Genomic DNA, 12,361 nt, shown 5'->3' on the forward strand with positions numbered 1-12,361 from the left:
CTTCACACGGCAAACACGGCCAGCAACGGGCCGAGCACCACGCTGGCGGCGGCCAGGCCCAGCAGCAGGCGCGGCTGGTAAGGCAGGCCGAACACCCACAAGGTCACCCCAGCCATCATCACCGCCGTCCACTCCACCAGGCCGTGGGCCCAGCCACGCGCGTGCACGCTGAGGACCAGCGACAACAGCAGCAGCAGCCATCCAGCACTCCGTAACAGCCGCAATTGCCCAGGGCGCGGCTTGCGCCCGAGCAGGTCGCTGAAGTGTTTTTCCATGGCCAGGCACAGGGCGACAAAACCTGCGAATGCGATCAGTGCGTTACCCAGCATCAGCTCGCCTCCGCCGTTTCAGTGCCCGGCTTTTTTACTGCGCGTGGGCGCTTGGCAACCGGCTTGGGGCTGCGCAGCATCTTGCCGGCCAGCCAGGCCAGGAACAGCCCGGTGGCCAGGGCAGTCAGGTCGAAGCCGGCCATGGCCCAGTCACCCTCCGGCAGCGAATGGTTCAGCCCGCGGTGGGTACTCAGGCCGTTGAGCAGCGGCAGCAAGGCAAAGGCCAGCGCACCCAACGCCAGTTGCTCGCCCCAAGCCCTGCGCCCGCTGCGCAGTACCGCATGCACCAGCGACAGGCCCCAGGCGATGAAGAAGGCATTGACCTCCCAGTCGCCCCGGCCTTCGACGCCTATCGGGACCAGGCGGTTGGCCCAGAAGAAGCCCGCCACCGCCAGCAGCAAGCCGCTCATGCTGGCGATATTGAGTACCTCGACCAGGCGCAACTCACCCGGTATGCGCTCGCTCTTGGCGTGCTTGAGCTGGCGCTTGCCCAACCACATCACCAGGCCGGTGCCGATCACCGCAGTACCGGCCACACCAAAGAAGAAGTACAGCCAGCGCAACCAAGGCCCGGCGAAGTTACCCATGTGCAGCCCGGCAAAACTGAAGGCGGTCATCATTGCCCCGCTCTCTGGCTTGCCCTGGCTCAGCAGCTCGCCACTGGCGCCATCGAAGGTCCAGTTGGCGCTGCGCCGATAAGCCACATGGTCGGCAGACGATTGCGTGAAGGTGACGCGGGCATTGCTGTCGCCCGGGTTCTGCACCTGGATATTGCCAATACGCGCGCCGGGTTGCAGTGCCTGCACCTGGGCATACAGGCTGGGCAACGGCACCAGCGGTGCAGCCACATGGGCCGCCTTGGGCGCATCGTCGCGGCCGAACAGGTCGTTGAAGTACTTGTCGGTGTCATTGCCATAGCTGGCCATGATGCCGGCCGGCATCACCATGTACATGAACAGCACCAGGCTGCTGTAGCTGATCATCAGGTGAAATGGCAGCACCAGCACACCGATCGCGTTGTGCCCGTCCAGCCAGGAGCGCTGGCCCTTGCCGGGGCGGAAGGTGAAGAACTCCTTGAAGATCTTCTTATGGGTGATGATGCCGGTGACCAGCCCCAACAGCATGATGAACGCGCAGAAGGTCGACAGCCATCGGCCGAACGGGTACGGCATCTGTAGCTGGAAGTGGAAGCGGTAGAAGAACTCGCCACCGCGGCTGTCGCGCGCTTCAACCGGCTGACCGGTCTGGGTATCGAGGGTTTTACTCACGAACCCGCGTGGCCCGCCGTTGGGGTCGCGGTAGCCCACGCTCAAGGCAGTCTCGCGCGCGTTGGGCATGCGAATGAACCAGGTGCCCGAATGCCCGGCATTGTCCTGCAGGTAACGTTGGGCCACCCCCAGGCTGTTGAGCGGATCCAGGGCATGGCTGCGCACTTCGGGCTGCGCCCAGTGGGTGATTTCTTCCTTGAAATACGACAGCGTGCCGGTGAGGAAGATGGCGAACAGCAGCCAGCCGAAGATCAGGCCGGTCCAGGTATGCAGCCAGGCCATCGCCTGGCGAAAGCCTTCTTTCATGGGTTTTTCATCCAGTAGGCGACGCCGCTGATCATGCCCAACAACAGGCTTGGCGCCAGTACACCCAGCCAGGCACGCCAGGCGTTGCGGCAGGCAAAGCACCAGATGAACGCCAGCAGGTAGAAGACGAACGACAGCAACAGGCCGGTGAGCGTGGCATCGACCTTGGGCAACGGCGCCACCAAGGCAATACAGACGCTGGCCATCGACGCCAGCAAGTAGCCGCCCAGCAGCGCGGCGAGGCTGCGTGAGGCAACGCCCAGCCGGTAACTGAGCGGGAGGCCGGCGGTTTTGCGCGTCATGGCGAAGGTCCGGGCGTTTTCGGGGTTGCAATACTAATGATTTCAATTCTCATAAGCAAAGCCTGCTGACAGGTGACGATTGCCGAAAAAGACGGCCACCCCTACAATGCGAACAATTCTTACTACCAGTTGCGCTGTCATGCGCCGGAGTATCACGGTGACCAGCGCGCTTACATCGACGGTCGAAGGCCTTTACCACGCACACCACAACTGGCTCACCGGCTGGTTGCGTCGCCGTCTGGGCTGCCCGCACAGCGCCGCCGATCTGGCTCAGGACACCTACATGCGCCTGCTCCAGGCGCGCGAGGCGCCCCAGCTGGTGGAGCCGCGCGCGTTTCTTGCCACCGTCGCCAAGCGCGTATTGTGTAACCACTTCCGCCGCCAGGAACTGGAGCGCGCCTACCTGCAAGCGCTCGCACAGGTGCCGGAAGAGGTCGCGCCGTGCGAGGAGCAGAAGGCGATCATTTTCGAGACTTTGCTGGAACTCGATCGCCTGCTGGACGACCTGCCGCCATTGGTCAAACGCGCCTTCCTGCTGGCCCAGGTCGATGGCATGGGCCAAGGTGAAATCGCCCGGGAACTGGGCATCTCACTGGCCACGGTCAAGCGCTACCTGAGCAAGGCGGCCATGCGCTGCTACTTCGCCCTGTGAACGCCTCGTTTTCCCCGCAAGTGGCCGAGCAGGCCGTGCACTGGTTGATCAAGTCGCAAGGCGATGATTTCGGCCAGGCACAGCAATCGGCATTCGAACACTGGCTGCAGGCTGACCAGGAGCACCAGCGGGCCTGGGCGCATATCCAACAGGTCAACCAACGCTTGCGTGGGGTGTCGTCGCCGGTGGTGCACGCAACGCTGCAAGCCCCGCATTCGCCTGCCCGACGCCGGGCGCTCAAGGCCTTGTTGCTGGTCGGTGTGGCCAGTGCCACGGGGCTTGGCCTGCAACAGCACAACCCCCTTCCCGGGATGATGGCCGACTACCGCAGCCCGGTCGGTCAGCGCCGACGCATGCAACTGGGCGACGGCAGCGTGCTGCAACTCAACACCCGCAGCGCAGCCGATGTGCGTTTCGACGGGCAGCAGCGGTTGGTGCAACTGTTCGAAGGCGAACTGGCACTGCAAGTGGCCAGCGATGCACGGCCGTTGCGGCTACGTACGGGTGAGGGTGTATTGCACCTGGACAGCGGGCGCTTCAACGTACGCCAGTTCGACGGGTATAGCCTGGTGTCGGTGTTCGAAGGCGGGGCCAGCGCAGACGGGCAGCCGCTCATGGCCGGGCAACAGGCACGCTTCAACGGCGCCTGGCGCTCGGTGTCGGCACTCGACCGCAATGTCGGCGCCTGGGTCGACGGCATGCTGGTGGCCTCGCAGATGCGCCTGGCAGACTTCCTTGCCGAACTTGGGCGCTATCGCCATGGGCAGCTGGGGTGCAGCGAGCGGGTCGCCGACTTGCGCATTTCCGGGTCGTATCCGCTGGATGACAGTGAGCGCATCCTGCAGATGCTGGAGGTGGCATTGCCGGTGCGTGTGCGGCGGTTCACCCGCTATTGGGTAACGGTGGATGTGGGGTAAGGGCAAGCAGGTGACCGCCGCAGGTTTTGCAGGGGGCGTAAATCGAGCGCCGCCCGCGCGGCGCATCGCGAGCAAGCTCGCTCCTACATTTGTTTCGGGCCAGTAACGCCTGTGACAGTCGCGCGCGACCGCCTTGTTTGTAAGACGCGATATCGAGCTATGCGCGAAGGCGTTCGAGCGTAAATATCACAGGAATAATTGGCCCGAAACAAATGTAGGAGCGAGCTTGCTCGCGATGCGCCGCGCGGGCGGCGCTCGGTCTCACAGGCAATAACAATGTCATGCCGGACACCCCCGCAAAAAAATTCAAATTGACTGAGCCATTTTCCCAACCTCGCGTGACAGACATGGCAGAACCCCTCTCTCAGGACCCGACCCATGCCGTTGCGCCCCAGCCCGTTCGTTCACGCCCTGCTGCTCACCACCACCCTCGGCCTGGCCATGCCCGCCGCTCATGCCGAAACCCGCAGCTACCACATCGCCGCCGGTTCGCTTGAAGACGCCCTCAACCAGTTCGGCCGCGAAAGCGGTGCACTGATCTCGTTCGGCTCGCAACTGACCCAAGGCATGAGCACTCAAGGCCTGGACGGCCAGTACGACACGCGCCAGGGGCTGGACGCCCTGCTGCGCGGCAGCGGCTTGCAAGCACGCCAGGAAACCGACAACGCGTTCAGCCTGCAGCCCGTCGCAGCCCCTGCTGCCGGCGCCGCAGTCGAGCTCGGTGCCTCCACCGTGGTCGGCGACTGGCTGGCCGAGGCGCAGCAGGACAACGTATTCGAGCACCCCGGCGCCCGCGACGTCGTGCGCCGCGAAGCATTCGAACGCAACGGCGCTACCACCGCCCGCGAAGTGCTCAACCGCATCCCCGGGGTCAACGCCCCCGACAACAACGGTACCGGCAGCCACGACCTGGCGCTGAACTTCGGCATCCGCGGCCTCAACCCGCGCCTGGCATCGCGCTCGACCGTGCTGATGGATGGCATCCCGGTGCCCTTCGCGCCGTACGGCCAGCCGCAGCTGTCGCTGGCGCCGCTGAGCATGGGCAACATGGACGCCGTGGACGTAGTGCGCGGTGGCGGCGCGGTGCGCTACGGCCCGCAGAACGTCGGCGGCATCGTCAACTTCGTCACCCGGGCGATCCCTGAACAGGCCACGTTCAAGGCCGCCATGCAAAACCAGATCAGCCCGTCTTCCAGCCACGACGGTTTCAAGAACAGCGCCAACCTGTTGGTCGGTGGCACCAACGACAACGGCCTGGGCGGCGCCCTGCTGTACTCCGGTACCCGTGGAGGGGACTGGCGCGAACACAGCGACACGCAGATCGACGACCTGATCCTCAAGGGCAAGCTGCAACTGGACGAAGCCAACAGCCTGCACGCCATGGCCCAGTACTACGAGGGCGAGGCGGACATGCCCGGCGGCCTGAGCACTGCCGATTTCGATGCCGACCCGTACCAGTCCACGCGCCTGAAAGACAAGTTCTGGGGCCGCCGCACCCTGTTCAACTTCGGCTACGACTACAAGCAGGACGACCGCCAGTTCAGCGTCAACAGCTTCTTCACCAAAACCCTGCGCAGCGGCTACCTGGACCAGGGCAGCTTCGTCTCGCTGTCGCCACGCGAGTACTGGGTGCGTGGCATCGAAACCCGCTTCTCGCAGGGCGTGGCCCTGGGTGACAGCTGGCACGAGCTGGGCATCGGCTACCGCTACGTCAACGAAGCCGGCCACGAACTGCGCTTCCGCGAGCCGGTGAACGGCAACCTGCCCACCACCGCCAGCCGCAACGACCGCGACACCCGTGGCAGCACCGAAGCCCACGCCATCTACCTGGATGACCGCATCGACATCGGCCGCTGGACCATCACCCCGGGCGTGCGCTACGAGATGATCGACTCCGAACAGAGCAACAAGCTCAACGGCCAGCGCTACCAAGGCAGCTACAACACTGCACTGCCAGCCCTGAACGTGATGTACCACCTGACCGACAGCTGGAACCTCTACGCCAACACCGAAGGCTCGTTCGGCAGCGTGCAGTACAGCCAGATGCCCAACCGGGTCAGCAGTGGCGAAGTGAAACCGGAAAAAGCGCGCACCTGGGAAGTGGGTACCCGTTACGACAACGGCGACTTGCAGGCCGAGATCGGCGCGTTCCTGATCAACTTCGACAACCAGTATGAAAGCAACCAGACCAACGACTCGGTGATCGCCCGTGGTGAAACCCGCCACCAGGGTATCGAGACCAGCGTCCGCTATGCGCTGGACGGCCTGAGCCCGGCCTTGGCCGGCTTCGACGTGCACGCCAGCTATGCGTTCGTCGACGCCACCATCCGTGAGGACGGTCCGAACAAAGGCAACCAGGTGCCGTTCTCGTCGCGCCACAAGGGCAACCTGGGCGTGGGCTACACCGAGGGCCCGTGGCAGTTGAATCTGGACGGCAGCTTCCAGAGCAGCCAGTACGCCGACAACGCCAACACCAGCACCGAAAGCGCCGATGGCAGCACCGGGCGCATTCCGGGCTACATGCTGGTCAGCACCCGTGCCGGGTACGACTTTGGCCCGCAGTTGTCGAACCTCAAGGTGGCAGTCGGGGTGAAGAACCTGTTCAACCGCGAGTACTACACGCGTTCTTACGATGACAACAACAAGGGCAAGTATGTGGGTGAACCACGTACTTTGTATGTGCAGACGTCGGTGGAGTTCTGACCTGTAGCAAATGGGGGGCCGCTTTGTAGCCCCCTTTTGCAACAAGAAATTTATTTTCAAAAAGGGCTTGAATTCATTCCGCAGTTGCCTGACCTTAGAGTCAAGAGGCGCAGAAATTCCAAGGGTCTCAAGGGCCTAGGCGCGCCTCCATGCGAGCAAGCTGAATAAGGATTGAATCATGCAAATCCAGGTCAACAGCAGCAACCATTTCGAAGGCAACGCCCGGCTCGATCAGTGGGTCCGCAGCACACTGCAGAACTCGCTGGAACGTTACGAAGAAGACCTCACCCGCATCGAGGTTCACCTGCGCGACGAGAACGGCGCCAAGCCCGGACCGCATGACAAACGCTGCCAGATGGAGGCTCGCCCAAAAGGCCACCAACCGATTTCCGTGACCCACACCGCCACTTCGCTGGACCAGGCAGTCGACGGTGCCGCCACCAAGCTCAACCACGCGCTGGAACACTTCTACGGCAAGTTGCGCAGCAAGCGCGGCGCCCTGGAGCTGAGTGACCCAGACGCCTGATCGGCAATGCAAAACGCCCGGCCTAGAGCCGGGCGTTTTTATTTTTGCGATCAACGGAATTGAACCAACCCGCCGTTTTGTCGGTCAACCTCTGCACTCACTCGCTGCAGAAGCCAGACCATGAACAACCCATTCGAACTGATCAGTGCCGCATTTGCCCCCGAGTACCGGGTCAACCTGAGCATCGAAAACCTCGATGGCAGCATCATGCTGACCCTGTCCGACGACGCCGGCGTGGTCGCCAAGCGCCTCATCACCCAGGCCCAGCGCAACGATCCGGTGCGCCTGCAGCGGGTAATCGACAGCATCCGCCTGGGCCTGGCCATCGAACTGAGCCAGAACCCCATGCAGGTGCTGGCTGCGCTGACCCGCGACGCCCTTCACGAGCCGCGCCACTTCGTTGCCAACTGAGGGCTACTTGCCCTCCTCCACTTCCTTGCCGTTGGCATCCAGCACCTTGGTCGACGGGTAGCGATACGAAGCGTAGCGCACCACCAGAATCGAGAACGCCAACAACAGGATGCCGCCGCACAGGTACAGCAGCCCTTCGTCCGGCGCCTTGTGGTGCGAGACATCGCCGATCAGCAGGCGGGTCAACGCGGTAATGGCCACGTACAGCAGGAAGCGGATTGGCATGTGGTTGGTCTTGAAATAAATGCCAACCATCGCCCCCAGTTCCAGGTAGATGAACAACAGCAGAATGTCATCGACACTGACCCCACCCTTGCCGAGCATGTCCAGGAAGGTGACCACCGCCGCATAGGCGGTAATCGCGCCAATGCCGAACAGCGCCAGGTAATGGAAGGCCTCGACGCACAGGTTGCCCAGCGAGTCGGCCGAACCATGCAGGCCTTTGCGTAGCTTGTCTGCCCATTTGATGTTCACGATGTTCCATTCCCCGATACGTCTTTAAGGATGATGCGTCACCGGTGTGACGCTTGTGCCATGCAGTTAAAGGGCCAGGCCCTTGGCTTGGAAGGCGACCGATTGCCGCAAGGCACGTGTGGGTCAGGCTGAAGAATCAGGTTGCGCGATGATGGCAATGCTATTACTGTATGTGCATACAGTAAATTGCAACGCAACCAGCAAAAAGGCATAGAGGTGATGAATGGCCGTCGAAGTGGTGTACCGCAGCAGCCGCGACCCGGAGCGCTTGTTCATGGATAAGGCCGAAGCAGACCGTCACGACAAGATGCTCGAACTGGCCGAGCGCCTGGCCGAAGTGCTGCACAAGGCGGTGCCGTCGCTGACTGAGCAGCAGGTTGAGGAAGCCGGTATCTACATGGCCAAGAACCGCGATGTGTTTGCCCGGGCGTTCAAGAGCCAGCCGGATGCGTTGGCCGAGTTGCTGGAAGGTGGCGCTGCCGAGTGAGATCGGCGCCGCCTGCTTCGCGGGTAAACCCGCTCCTACAGGTATCACGTATCCTTGTAGGAGCGGGTTTACCCGCGAAGAGGCCAGCAAAGCCGGTATCAACCTTCAGCCATACAACAACCGCTCCGCCAACATCTGCGCCACCCGCGCCGGCGAACGCTTCTCCGCCTGCGCATGGCCGAACACTTCGGTCAGCCGTGACGGTATCCGCGCCAGGTGCGCGGTGATGGTGCCCAAATCCTCGCCACGATGGGTCAGCGCCACGTAGATCAACCCACCGGCATTGATCACGTAGTCAGGCGCATACAGTATCCCGCGCGACTCCAGCTGGTCGGCCACCTGCAAGGTGGTCAGCTGGTTGTTCGCCGCCCCCGCCACCGCCGCGCAACGCAACTGCATCACGCTTTGCCCGTTCAGCACCGGCCCCACGCCGCAAGGGGCGAAGATGTCGCACGGGGTGCTGATCAACGCATCGTTGGTCACAGGCTTGGCATCGAACTGCTCCATCGCCAGCCGCACACGTCCTGGGTCCAGGTCGCTGACCAGCAGCTCCGCGCCCACTGCATGCAGTTGCTCCGCCAACGCAAAACCGACATTGCCCAAGCCCTGCACCGCCACTCGCAGGCCTCTGAGGTCATCACTGCCCAGCCGGAACGAGGTGGTGGCGCGAATACCCGCGAACACCCCCATCGCCGCATGTGGCGAGGGATCACCCGATGCGGTGGTACTGGTCACATGGGGTGTGCTCTGAGCAATGCAGTCCATGTCCAGGGTCGAGGTGCCGCTGTCCACGGCGATGATGAAGCGCCCGTGCAAGGTATCGATGAAGCGGCCAAAGGCCTCGAACAGTGCGGCGCGGTTTTCCACATGCGGGTTGCGCATGATCACCGCCTTGCCACCGCCCAGTGGCAAACCCGCCAACGCCGCCTTGTAGCTCATGCCCTGGGCCAGGCGAATGGCATCGGTCATGGCGCTTTCGTCATCGGCATAAGGCAGGTACCGGCACCCGCCCATGGCCGGGCCCAGTTGCTCACTGTGGATCGCCACAACCGCTTTCAGGCCCGTAGGCGGGTCGTTGAACAGGTGCAAGGACTGGGTACGGGTGCTTTGCATCAGAGCGAACATCGACAGGCCCCCCATAAGGTGCTCCCTCCAGTATAGGCACCGCCCTGAAGCTGATGCCGCCGCCGGACCACTGGACGAAACCGCGCGCCACGGCTAATACTCAAGCGTGTGTGGAGAAGCCCCATGAAGCCACGTCAAGCCTGCCTGGCCTGCCTGGAACGCGAGCCTGTCGCCCTGCTGGAAGCCGCATTGTGGATTGCCGCCGAGCACGACCGGAGTGTCGAGCCCGCAGCCAGCCTCGCCGTGCTGCAAGACCTGCAGCGCGATATCAGCACCAACCTGCCGATGCTGCCACTGTGCGAACTGGCCCAGCCGCTGTTGCGCCAGCTCAATGCGCTGGGCTTTCAGCAGGATGAGTACCACCCCCTGCGCCCGCAGGCGGCAATGATGGACAAGGTGCTGCAACGCCGCCGTGGCCAACCGCTGACCCTGGCCATACTCGCCCTGGAACTGGCCCGGCGGTTGTCCATTCCGCTGGAGGGTGTGGGCTTTCCTGGCCATTTCCTGCTGCGTGTACCGGGTGCCGACCACCTGCTCGACCCCTGCGGTGGCCGGCGCCTTTACCCCAACGATTGCCGTGAGCTGCTGGCCCGCCAGTTCGGGCCGCATGTTGCGCTGACGGCCGAGCACATGCGCAGTGCCACCCCGCTGCAGATGCTGCAACGCCTGTCACGCAACCTGCGCCAACTGCACATCAGCAACGACAACCACCTGGCGGCGTTGATCGATGCCGAACGGGTCATGCAGTTGGGGCCGGTGCAGGTCAGTGACTACATGACCCGCGCCTCGTTGTACCAGCACCTGGATTGCCCACAGGCCGAGCGCTTCGACCTGGAGCATGCGCTGCTGCTGACAGAAGATCCGGCCCAGCGCCTGAAGCTGTCCGAACGCATCGGCAAGCTTCCGGCGGCGAACCGTTCGCTTCACTGAGCCGGGCTGTCCGGCTGCTGGGCGGGATGGGCCCGGGTGAACGCCGGATGCCCGGCGGCCAGTGCGGCAACCCGCAGGATACGCGGGAAGCTGCTCAGGTCGATGTTGAAGCGTTCGGCGGCATACAGCTGCGGGATCAGGTACACATCCGCCAGCCCCGGTTGATCACCGAAACAAAAGCCTTGATCACCAATCAGTTGCTCCACTGCCGCCAACCCTTGGCTGATCCAGTGGCCGATCCATTGATTGACCTGCCCCTCGTCCTGCCCGGCCTGGCGCAGCCGGTTGAGCACGCTCACGTTGTGCAGCGGGTGGATGTCGCAGCCAATGATTGCCGCTACACCCCGCACCTTGGCACGCGCCTCGGCCGTGGCCGGCAGCAACGCGGGCTGTGGATAAACCTCTTCCAGGTACTCGATGATTGCCGGTGACTGCACCAGCAATTCACCGCCATCGGTGCGCAAGGCCGGTACGCGGCCCTGCGGGTTGATGGCAACATACTCCGCCCCACGCTGCTCACCCTGCAACAGGTTGACCGGCAGGGACTGGTAAGCCAGCCCCTTCAGTGCCAGGGCAATGCGCACCCGGTAGGACGAGGTGGAACGGTAATAGGTGTACAGCTCCATGCCCGCCTCTCCTCAGTTGGCCGCGATGACCGTGCCACGGCATTCGCCGAAGCCGATGCTGGCCACGCCGTCGCGCGTGCAGCGGGCACGCAGGATGATTTCGTCACCGTCTTCGAGGAACTTGCGCACCTCGCCGCTGGCCAGTTCCACCGGCAGCTTGCCGCCCTCGGTGATCTCCAGCAGGCTGCCGAACGAACCCGGCGTGGCACCCGACAAGGTGCCCGAGCCGAACAGATCGCCTGGTTGCAGCTGGCAGCCGTTGACGCTGTGGTGCGCCACCAGCTGCGCCACGGTCCAGTACATGCTGCGGGTGTTGCTCAGGGTCAGGCGGTGTGGGGCAGCGCCCTGTTCGCGCATGCGCTGGGTCAGCAGCAGCACTTCAAGCTCGATATCGAATGCACCTGCGGCCTGGTCGCGCTTGTCCAGCAGGTACGACAGTGGCTGCGGGTCGCCTTCCGGGCGTGCCGGCTGGGCGCAGCGGAACGGCTCCAGCGCTTCGGCAGTGACCACCCAGGGGGAAATGGTGGTGATGAAGCTCTTGGACAGGAACGGCCCCAATGGTTGGTATTCCCAAGCCTGGATATCACGCGCCGACCAGTCGTTGAGCAGGCACAGGCCGGCCACGTGCTCGGCGGCGTCGCCTACCGGGATCGCCTGGCCCATGTCATTGCCCTGGCCAATCCAGATGCCCAGCTCCAGTTCGTAGTCCAGGCGCGCGCAAGGGCCGAAGCTCGGCTCGGTGTGCCCGGCCGGCAAGGTCTGGCCCTTGGGCCGGCGCACATCGGTGCCCGATGGGCGGATGGTGGAGGCGCGGCCGTGATAACCGATCGGCACGTACTTGTAGTTGGGCAGCAGCGGATTATCGGGGCGGAACAGCTTGCCCACGTTCTTGGCGTGCTCGATGCCGACGTAGAAGTCGGTGTAGTCACCGATCTGCGCGGGCACATGCAGTTGGCAGTCGCTGGCCGGGATCAGCGCCGGCTTCAACGCCGACTGGTGTTCGCTGTGCTCGCCAAGCAGGGCCTGCAAACGCTCGCGCAGCGCCACACGGGCGCTGCGGCCCAAGGCGAAGAATGCGTTCAGCGCGCCGCCGCGGGTGGCTTCGACGGCAGCCTTGGCTGCACCGTCGAACAGGCCGGCGGCCAGCACCGCTTCCAGGTCGAGGATCGCATCACCGATGGCCACGCCACAGCGTTTGGCTTCACCCGGCCGGCTGAAAATACCCATCGGCAGGTTCTGCAGCGGAAAGTCGCTGTGCCCGTTGGCGTGCTCGACCCAGCTACGGGCATTGGCAGTGTGGTTCAT

General features: G+C 63.7%; 14 protein-coding genes. 7 read left to right on the forward strand and 7 right to left on the reverse strand.

Annotated features, from left to right (window positions below):
* Nucleotides 1-2 precede the first annotated feature (2 nt).
* From QQ992_RS23750 to QQ992_RS23760, 3 genes are read right to left on the reverse strand one after another with little or no spacing between them, the layout of a single operon-like run.
* The gene (locus QQ992_RS23750; RefSeq protein WP_286111260.1) at nucleotides 3-329 is read right to left on the reverse strand and encodes a DUF3325 domain-containing protein; all 327 of its coding nucleotides are present in this window, start codon (nucleotides 327-329) and stop codon (nucleotides 3-5) included.
* On the reverse strand, nucleotides 329-1,903 hold the full coding sequence (locus tag QQ992_RS23755; protein WP_286111261.1) for a PepSY-associated TM helix domain-containing protein: 1,575 nt from the start codon (nucleotides 1,901-1,903) through the stop codon (nucleotides 329-331). The genes QQ992_RS23750 and QQ992_RS23755 overlap by 1 nt, the downstream gene beginning before the upstream one ends.
* Complete coding sequence (locus tag QQ992_RS23760; protein WP_016713490.1) at nucleotides 1,900-2,205, reverse strand: DUF3649 domain-containing protein; 306 nt, start codon at nucleotides 2,203-2,205, stop codon at nucleotides 1,900-1,902. The genes QQ992_RS23755 and QQ992_RS23760 overlap by 4 nt, the downstream gene beginning before the upstream one ends.
* 139 nt (nucleotides 2,206-2,344) lie before the next feature.
* On the opposite strand from QQ992_RS23760, the gene QQ992_RS23765 reads away from it, so the two are divergent.
* The 5 genes from QQ992_RS23765 to QQ992_RS23785 all read left to right on the forward strand — a co-directional run bounded on the left by QQ992_RS23765 (nucleotide 2,345) and on the right by QQ992_RS23785 (nucleotide 7,414).
* Complete coding sequence (locus QQ992_RS23765; protein ID WP_177410249.1) at nucleotides 2,345-2,857, forward strand: sigma-70 family RNA polymerase sigma factor; 513 nt, start codon at nucleotides 2,345-2,347, stop codon at nucleotides 2,855-2,857.
* A complete protein-coding gene (locus QQ992_RS23770) occupies nucleotides 2,854-3,774 on the forward strand; it encodes a FecR domain-containing protein (protein WP_286111262.1) in 921 nt (306 codons plus the stop codon). Before QQ992_RS23765 ends, QQ992_RS23770 begins: the two co-directional genes overlap by 4 nt.
* Nucleotides 3,775-4,152: 378 nt before the next feature.
* A complete protein-coding gene (gene fecA / locus QQ992_RS23775) occupies nucleotides 4,153-6,477 on the forward strand; it encodes a TonB-dependent Fe(3+) dicitrate receptor FecA (protein ID WP_286111263.1) in 2,325 nt (774 codons plus the stop codon).
* A gap of 178 nt (nucleotides 6,478-6,655) precedes the next feature.
* Entirely contained in the window at nucleotides 6,656-7,003 is a 348-nt protein-coding gene (locus tag QQ992_RS23780) for an HPF/RaiA family ribosome-associated protein (RefSeq protein WP_105945688.1), read from the forward strand.
* A gap of 120 nt (nucleotides 7,004-7,123) precedes the next feature.
* Nucleotides 7,124-7,414 (forward strand): DUF3509 domain-containing protein, encoded by a 291-nt coding sequence (locus QQ992_RS23785; protein ID WP_286111264.1) that lies wholly within the window; start codon nucleotides 7,124-7,126, stop codon nucleotides 7,412-7,414.
* Nucleotides 7,415-7,417: 3 nt separating this feature from the next.
* Here QQ992_RS23785 and QQ992_RS23790 read toward each other — a convergent pair whose 3' ends face one another.
* A complete protein-coding gene (locus QQ992_RS23790; RefSeq protein WP_016713487.1) occupies nucleotides 7,418-7,888 on the reverse strand; it encodes a phosphate-starvation-inducible protein PsiE in 471 nt (156 codons plus the stop codon).
* 223 nt (nucleotides 7,889-8,111) lie between these two features.
* On the opposite strand from QQ992_RS23790, the gene QQ992_RS23795 reads away from it, so the two are divergent.
* A complete protein-coding gene (locus tag QQ992_RS23795; protein ID WP_016489064.1) occupies nucleotides 8,112-8,375 on the forward strand; it encodes a YebG family protein in 264 nt (87 codons plus the stop codon).
* A 105-nt stretch (nucleotides 8,376-8,480) separates the two neighbouring features.
* Here the strand turns inward: QQ992_RS23795 and QQ992_RS23800 are convergent, their stop codons facing one another.
* Nucleotides 8,481-9,500: a Leu/Phe/Val dehydrogenase gene (locus tag QQ992_RS23800; RefSeq protein ID WP_025753991.1), complete on the reverse strand. Its 1,020-nt coding sequence runs from the start codon at nucleotides 9,498-9,500 to the stop codon at nucleotides 8,481-8,483.
* A 123-nt stretch (nucleotides 9,501-9,623) separates the two neighbouring features.
* Here QQ992_RS23800 and QQ992_RS23805 point away from each other — a divergent pair, with 123 nt between their 5' ends.
* Nucleotides 9,624-10,430, forward strand: a complete 807-nt coding sequence (locus tag QQ992_RS23805) for a SirB1 family protein (protein WP_286111265.1) — start codon at nucleotides 9,624-9,626, stop codon at nucleotides 10,428-10,430.
* On the opposite strand, the gene maiA is transcribed toward QQ992_RS23805, so the two are convergent.
* Together maiA and fahA are read right to left on the reverse strand one after the other, a co-directional pair.
* Nucleotides 10,424-11,056, reverse strand: a complete 633-nt coding sequence (gene maiA / locus QQ992_RS23810; RefSeq protein ID WP_286111266.1) for a maleylacetoacetate isomerase — start codon at nucleotides 11,054-11,056, stop codon at nucleotides 10,424-10,426. The genes QQ992_RS23805 and maiA overlap by 7 nt on opposite strands.
* A gap of 12 nt (nucleotides 11,057-11,068) precedes the next feature.
* The gene (gene fahA / locus QQ992_RS23815) at nucleotides 11,069-12,361 is read right to left on the reverse strand and encodes a fumarylacetoacetase (protein ID WP_286111267.1); all 1,293 of its coding nucleotides are present in this window, start codon (nucleotides 12,359-12,361) and stop codon (nucleotides 11,069-11,071) included.

It is taken from the genome of Pseudomonas kurunegalensis (genome assembly GCF_030291635.1).
GTDB classification, from domain to species: Bacteria; Pseudomonadota; Gammaproteobacteria; order Pseudomonadales; family Pseudomonadaceae; genus Aquipseudomonas; species Aquipseudomonas monteilii.

Excerpts from the sequence above, each read along its gene's own strand:
- QQ992_RS23780 (WP_105945688.1), top strand. The coding sequence starts at position 6,656 with ATGCAAATCCAGGTCAACAGCAGCAACCATTTCGAAGGCAACGCCCGG.
- fahA (WP_286111267.1), bottom strand. The coding sequence starts at position 12,361 with ATGAACCACACTGCCAATGCCCGTAGCTGGGTCGAGCACGCCAACGGG.
- maiA (WP_286111266.1), bottom strand. The coding sequence starts at position 11,056 with ATGGAGCTGTACACCTATTACCGTTCCACCTCGTCCTACCGGGTGCGC.
- fecA (WP_286111263.1), top strand. The coding sequence starts at position 4,153 with ATGCCGTTGCGCCCCAGCCCGTTCGTTCACGCCCTGCTGCTCACCACC.
- QQ992_RS23795 (WP_016489064.1), top strand. The coding sequence starts at position 8,112 with ATGGCCGTCGAAGTGGTGTACCGCAGCAGCCGCGACCCGGAGCGCTTG.
- QQ992_RS23765 (WP_177410249.1), top strand. The coding sequence starts at position 2,345 with ATGCGCCGGAGTATCACGGTGACCAGCGCGCTTACATCGACGGTCGAA.
- QQ992_RS23805 (WP_286111265.1), top strand. The coding sequence starts at position 9,624 with ATGAAGCCACGTCAAGCCTGCCTGGCCTGCCTGGAACGCGAGCCTGTC.
- QQ992_RS23760 (WP_016713490.1), bottom strand. The coding sequence starts at position 2,205 with ATGACGCGCAAAACCGCCGGCCTCCCGCTCAGTTACCGGCTGGGCGTT.
- QQ992_RS23785 (WP_286111264.1), top strand. The coding sequence starts at position 7,124 with ATGAACAACCCATTCGAACTGATCAGTGCCGCATTTGCCCCCGAGTAC.
- QQ992_RS23800 (WP_025753991.1), bottom strand. The coding sequence starts at position 9,500 with ATGTTCGCTCTGATGCAAAGCACCCGTACCCAGTCCTTGCACCTGTTC.
- QQ992_RS23755 (WP_286111261.1), bottom strand. The coding sequence starts at position 1,903 with ATGAAAGAAGGCTTTCGCCAGGCGATGGCCTGGCTGCATACCTGGACC.
- QQ992_RS23750 (WP_286111260.1), bottom strand. The coding sequence starts at position 329 with ATGCTGGGTAACGCACTGATCGCATTCGCAGGTTTTGTCGCCCTGTGC.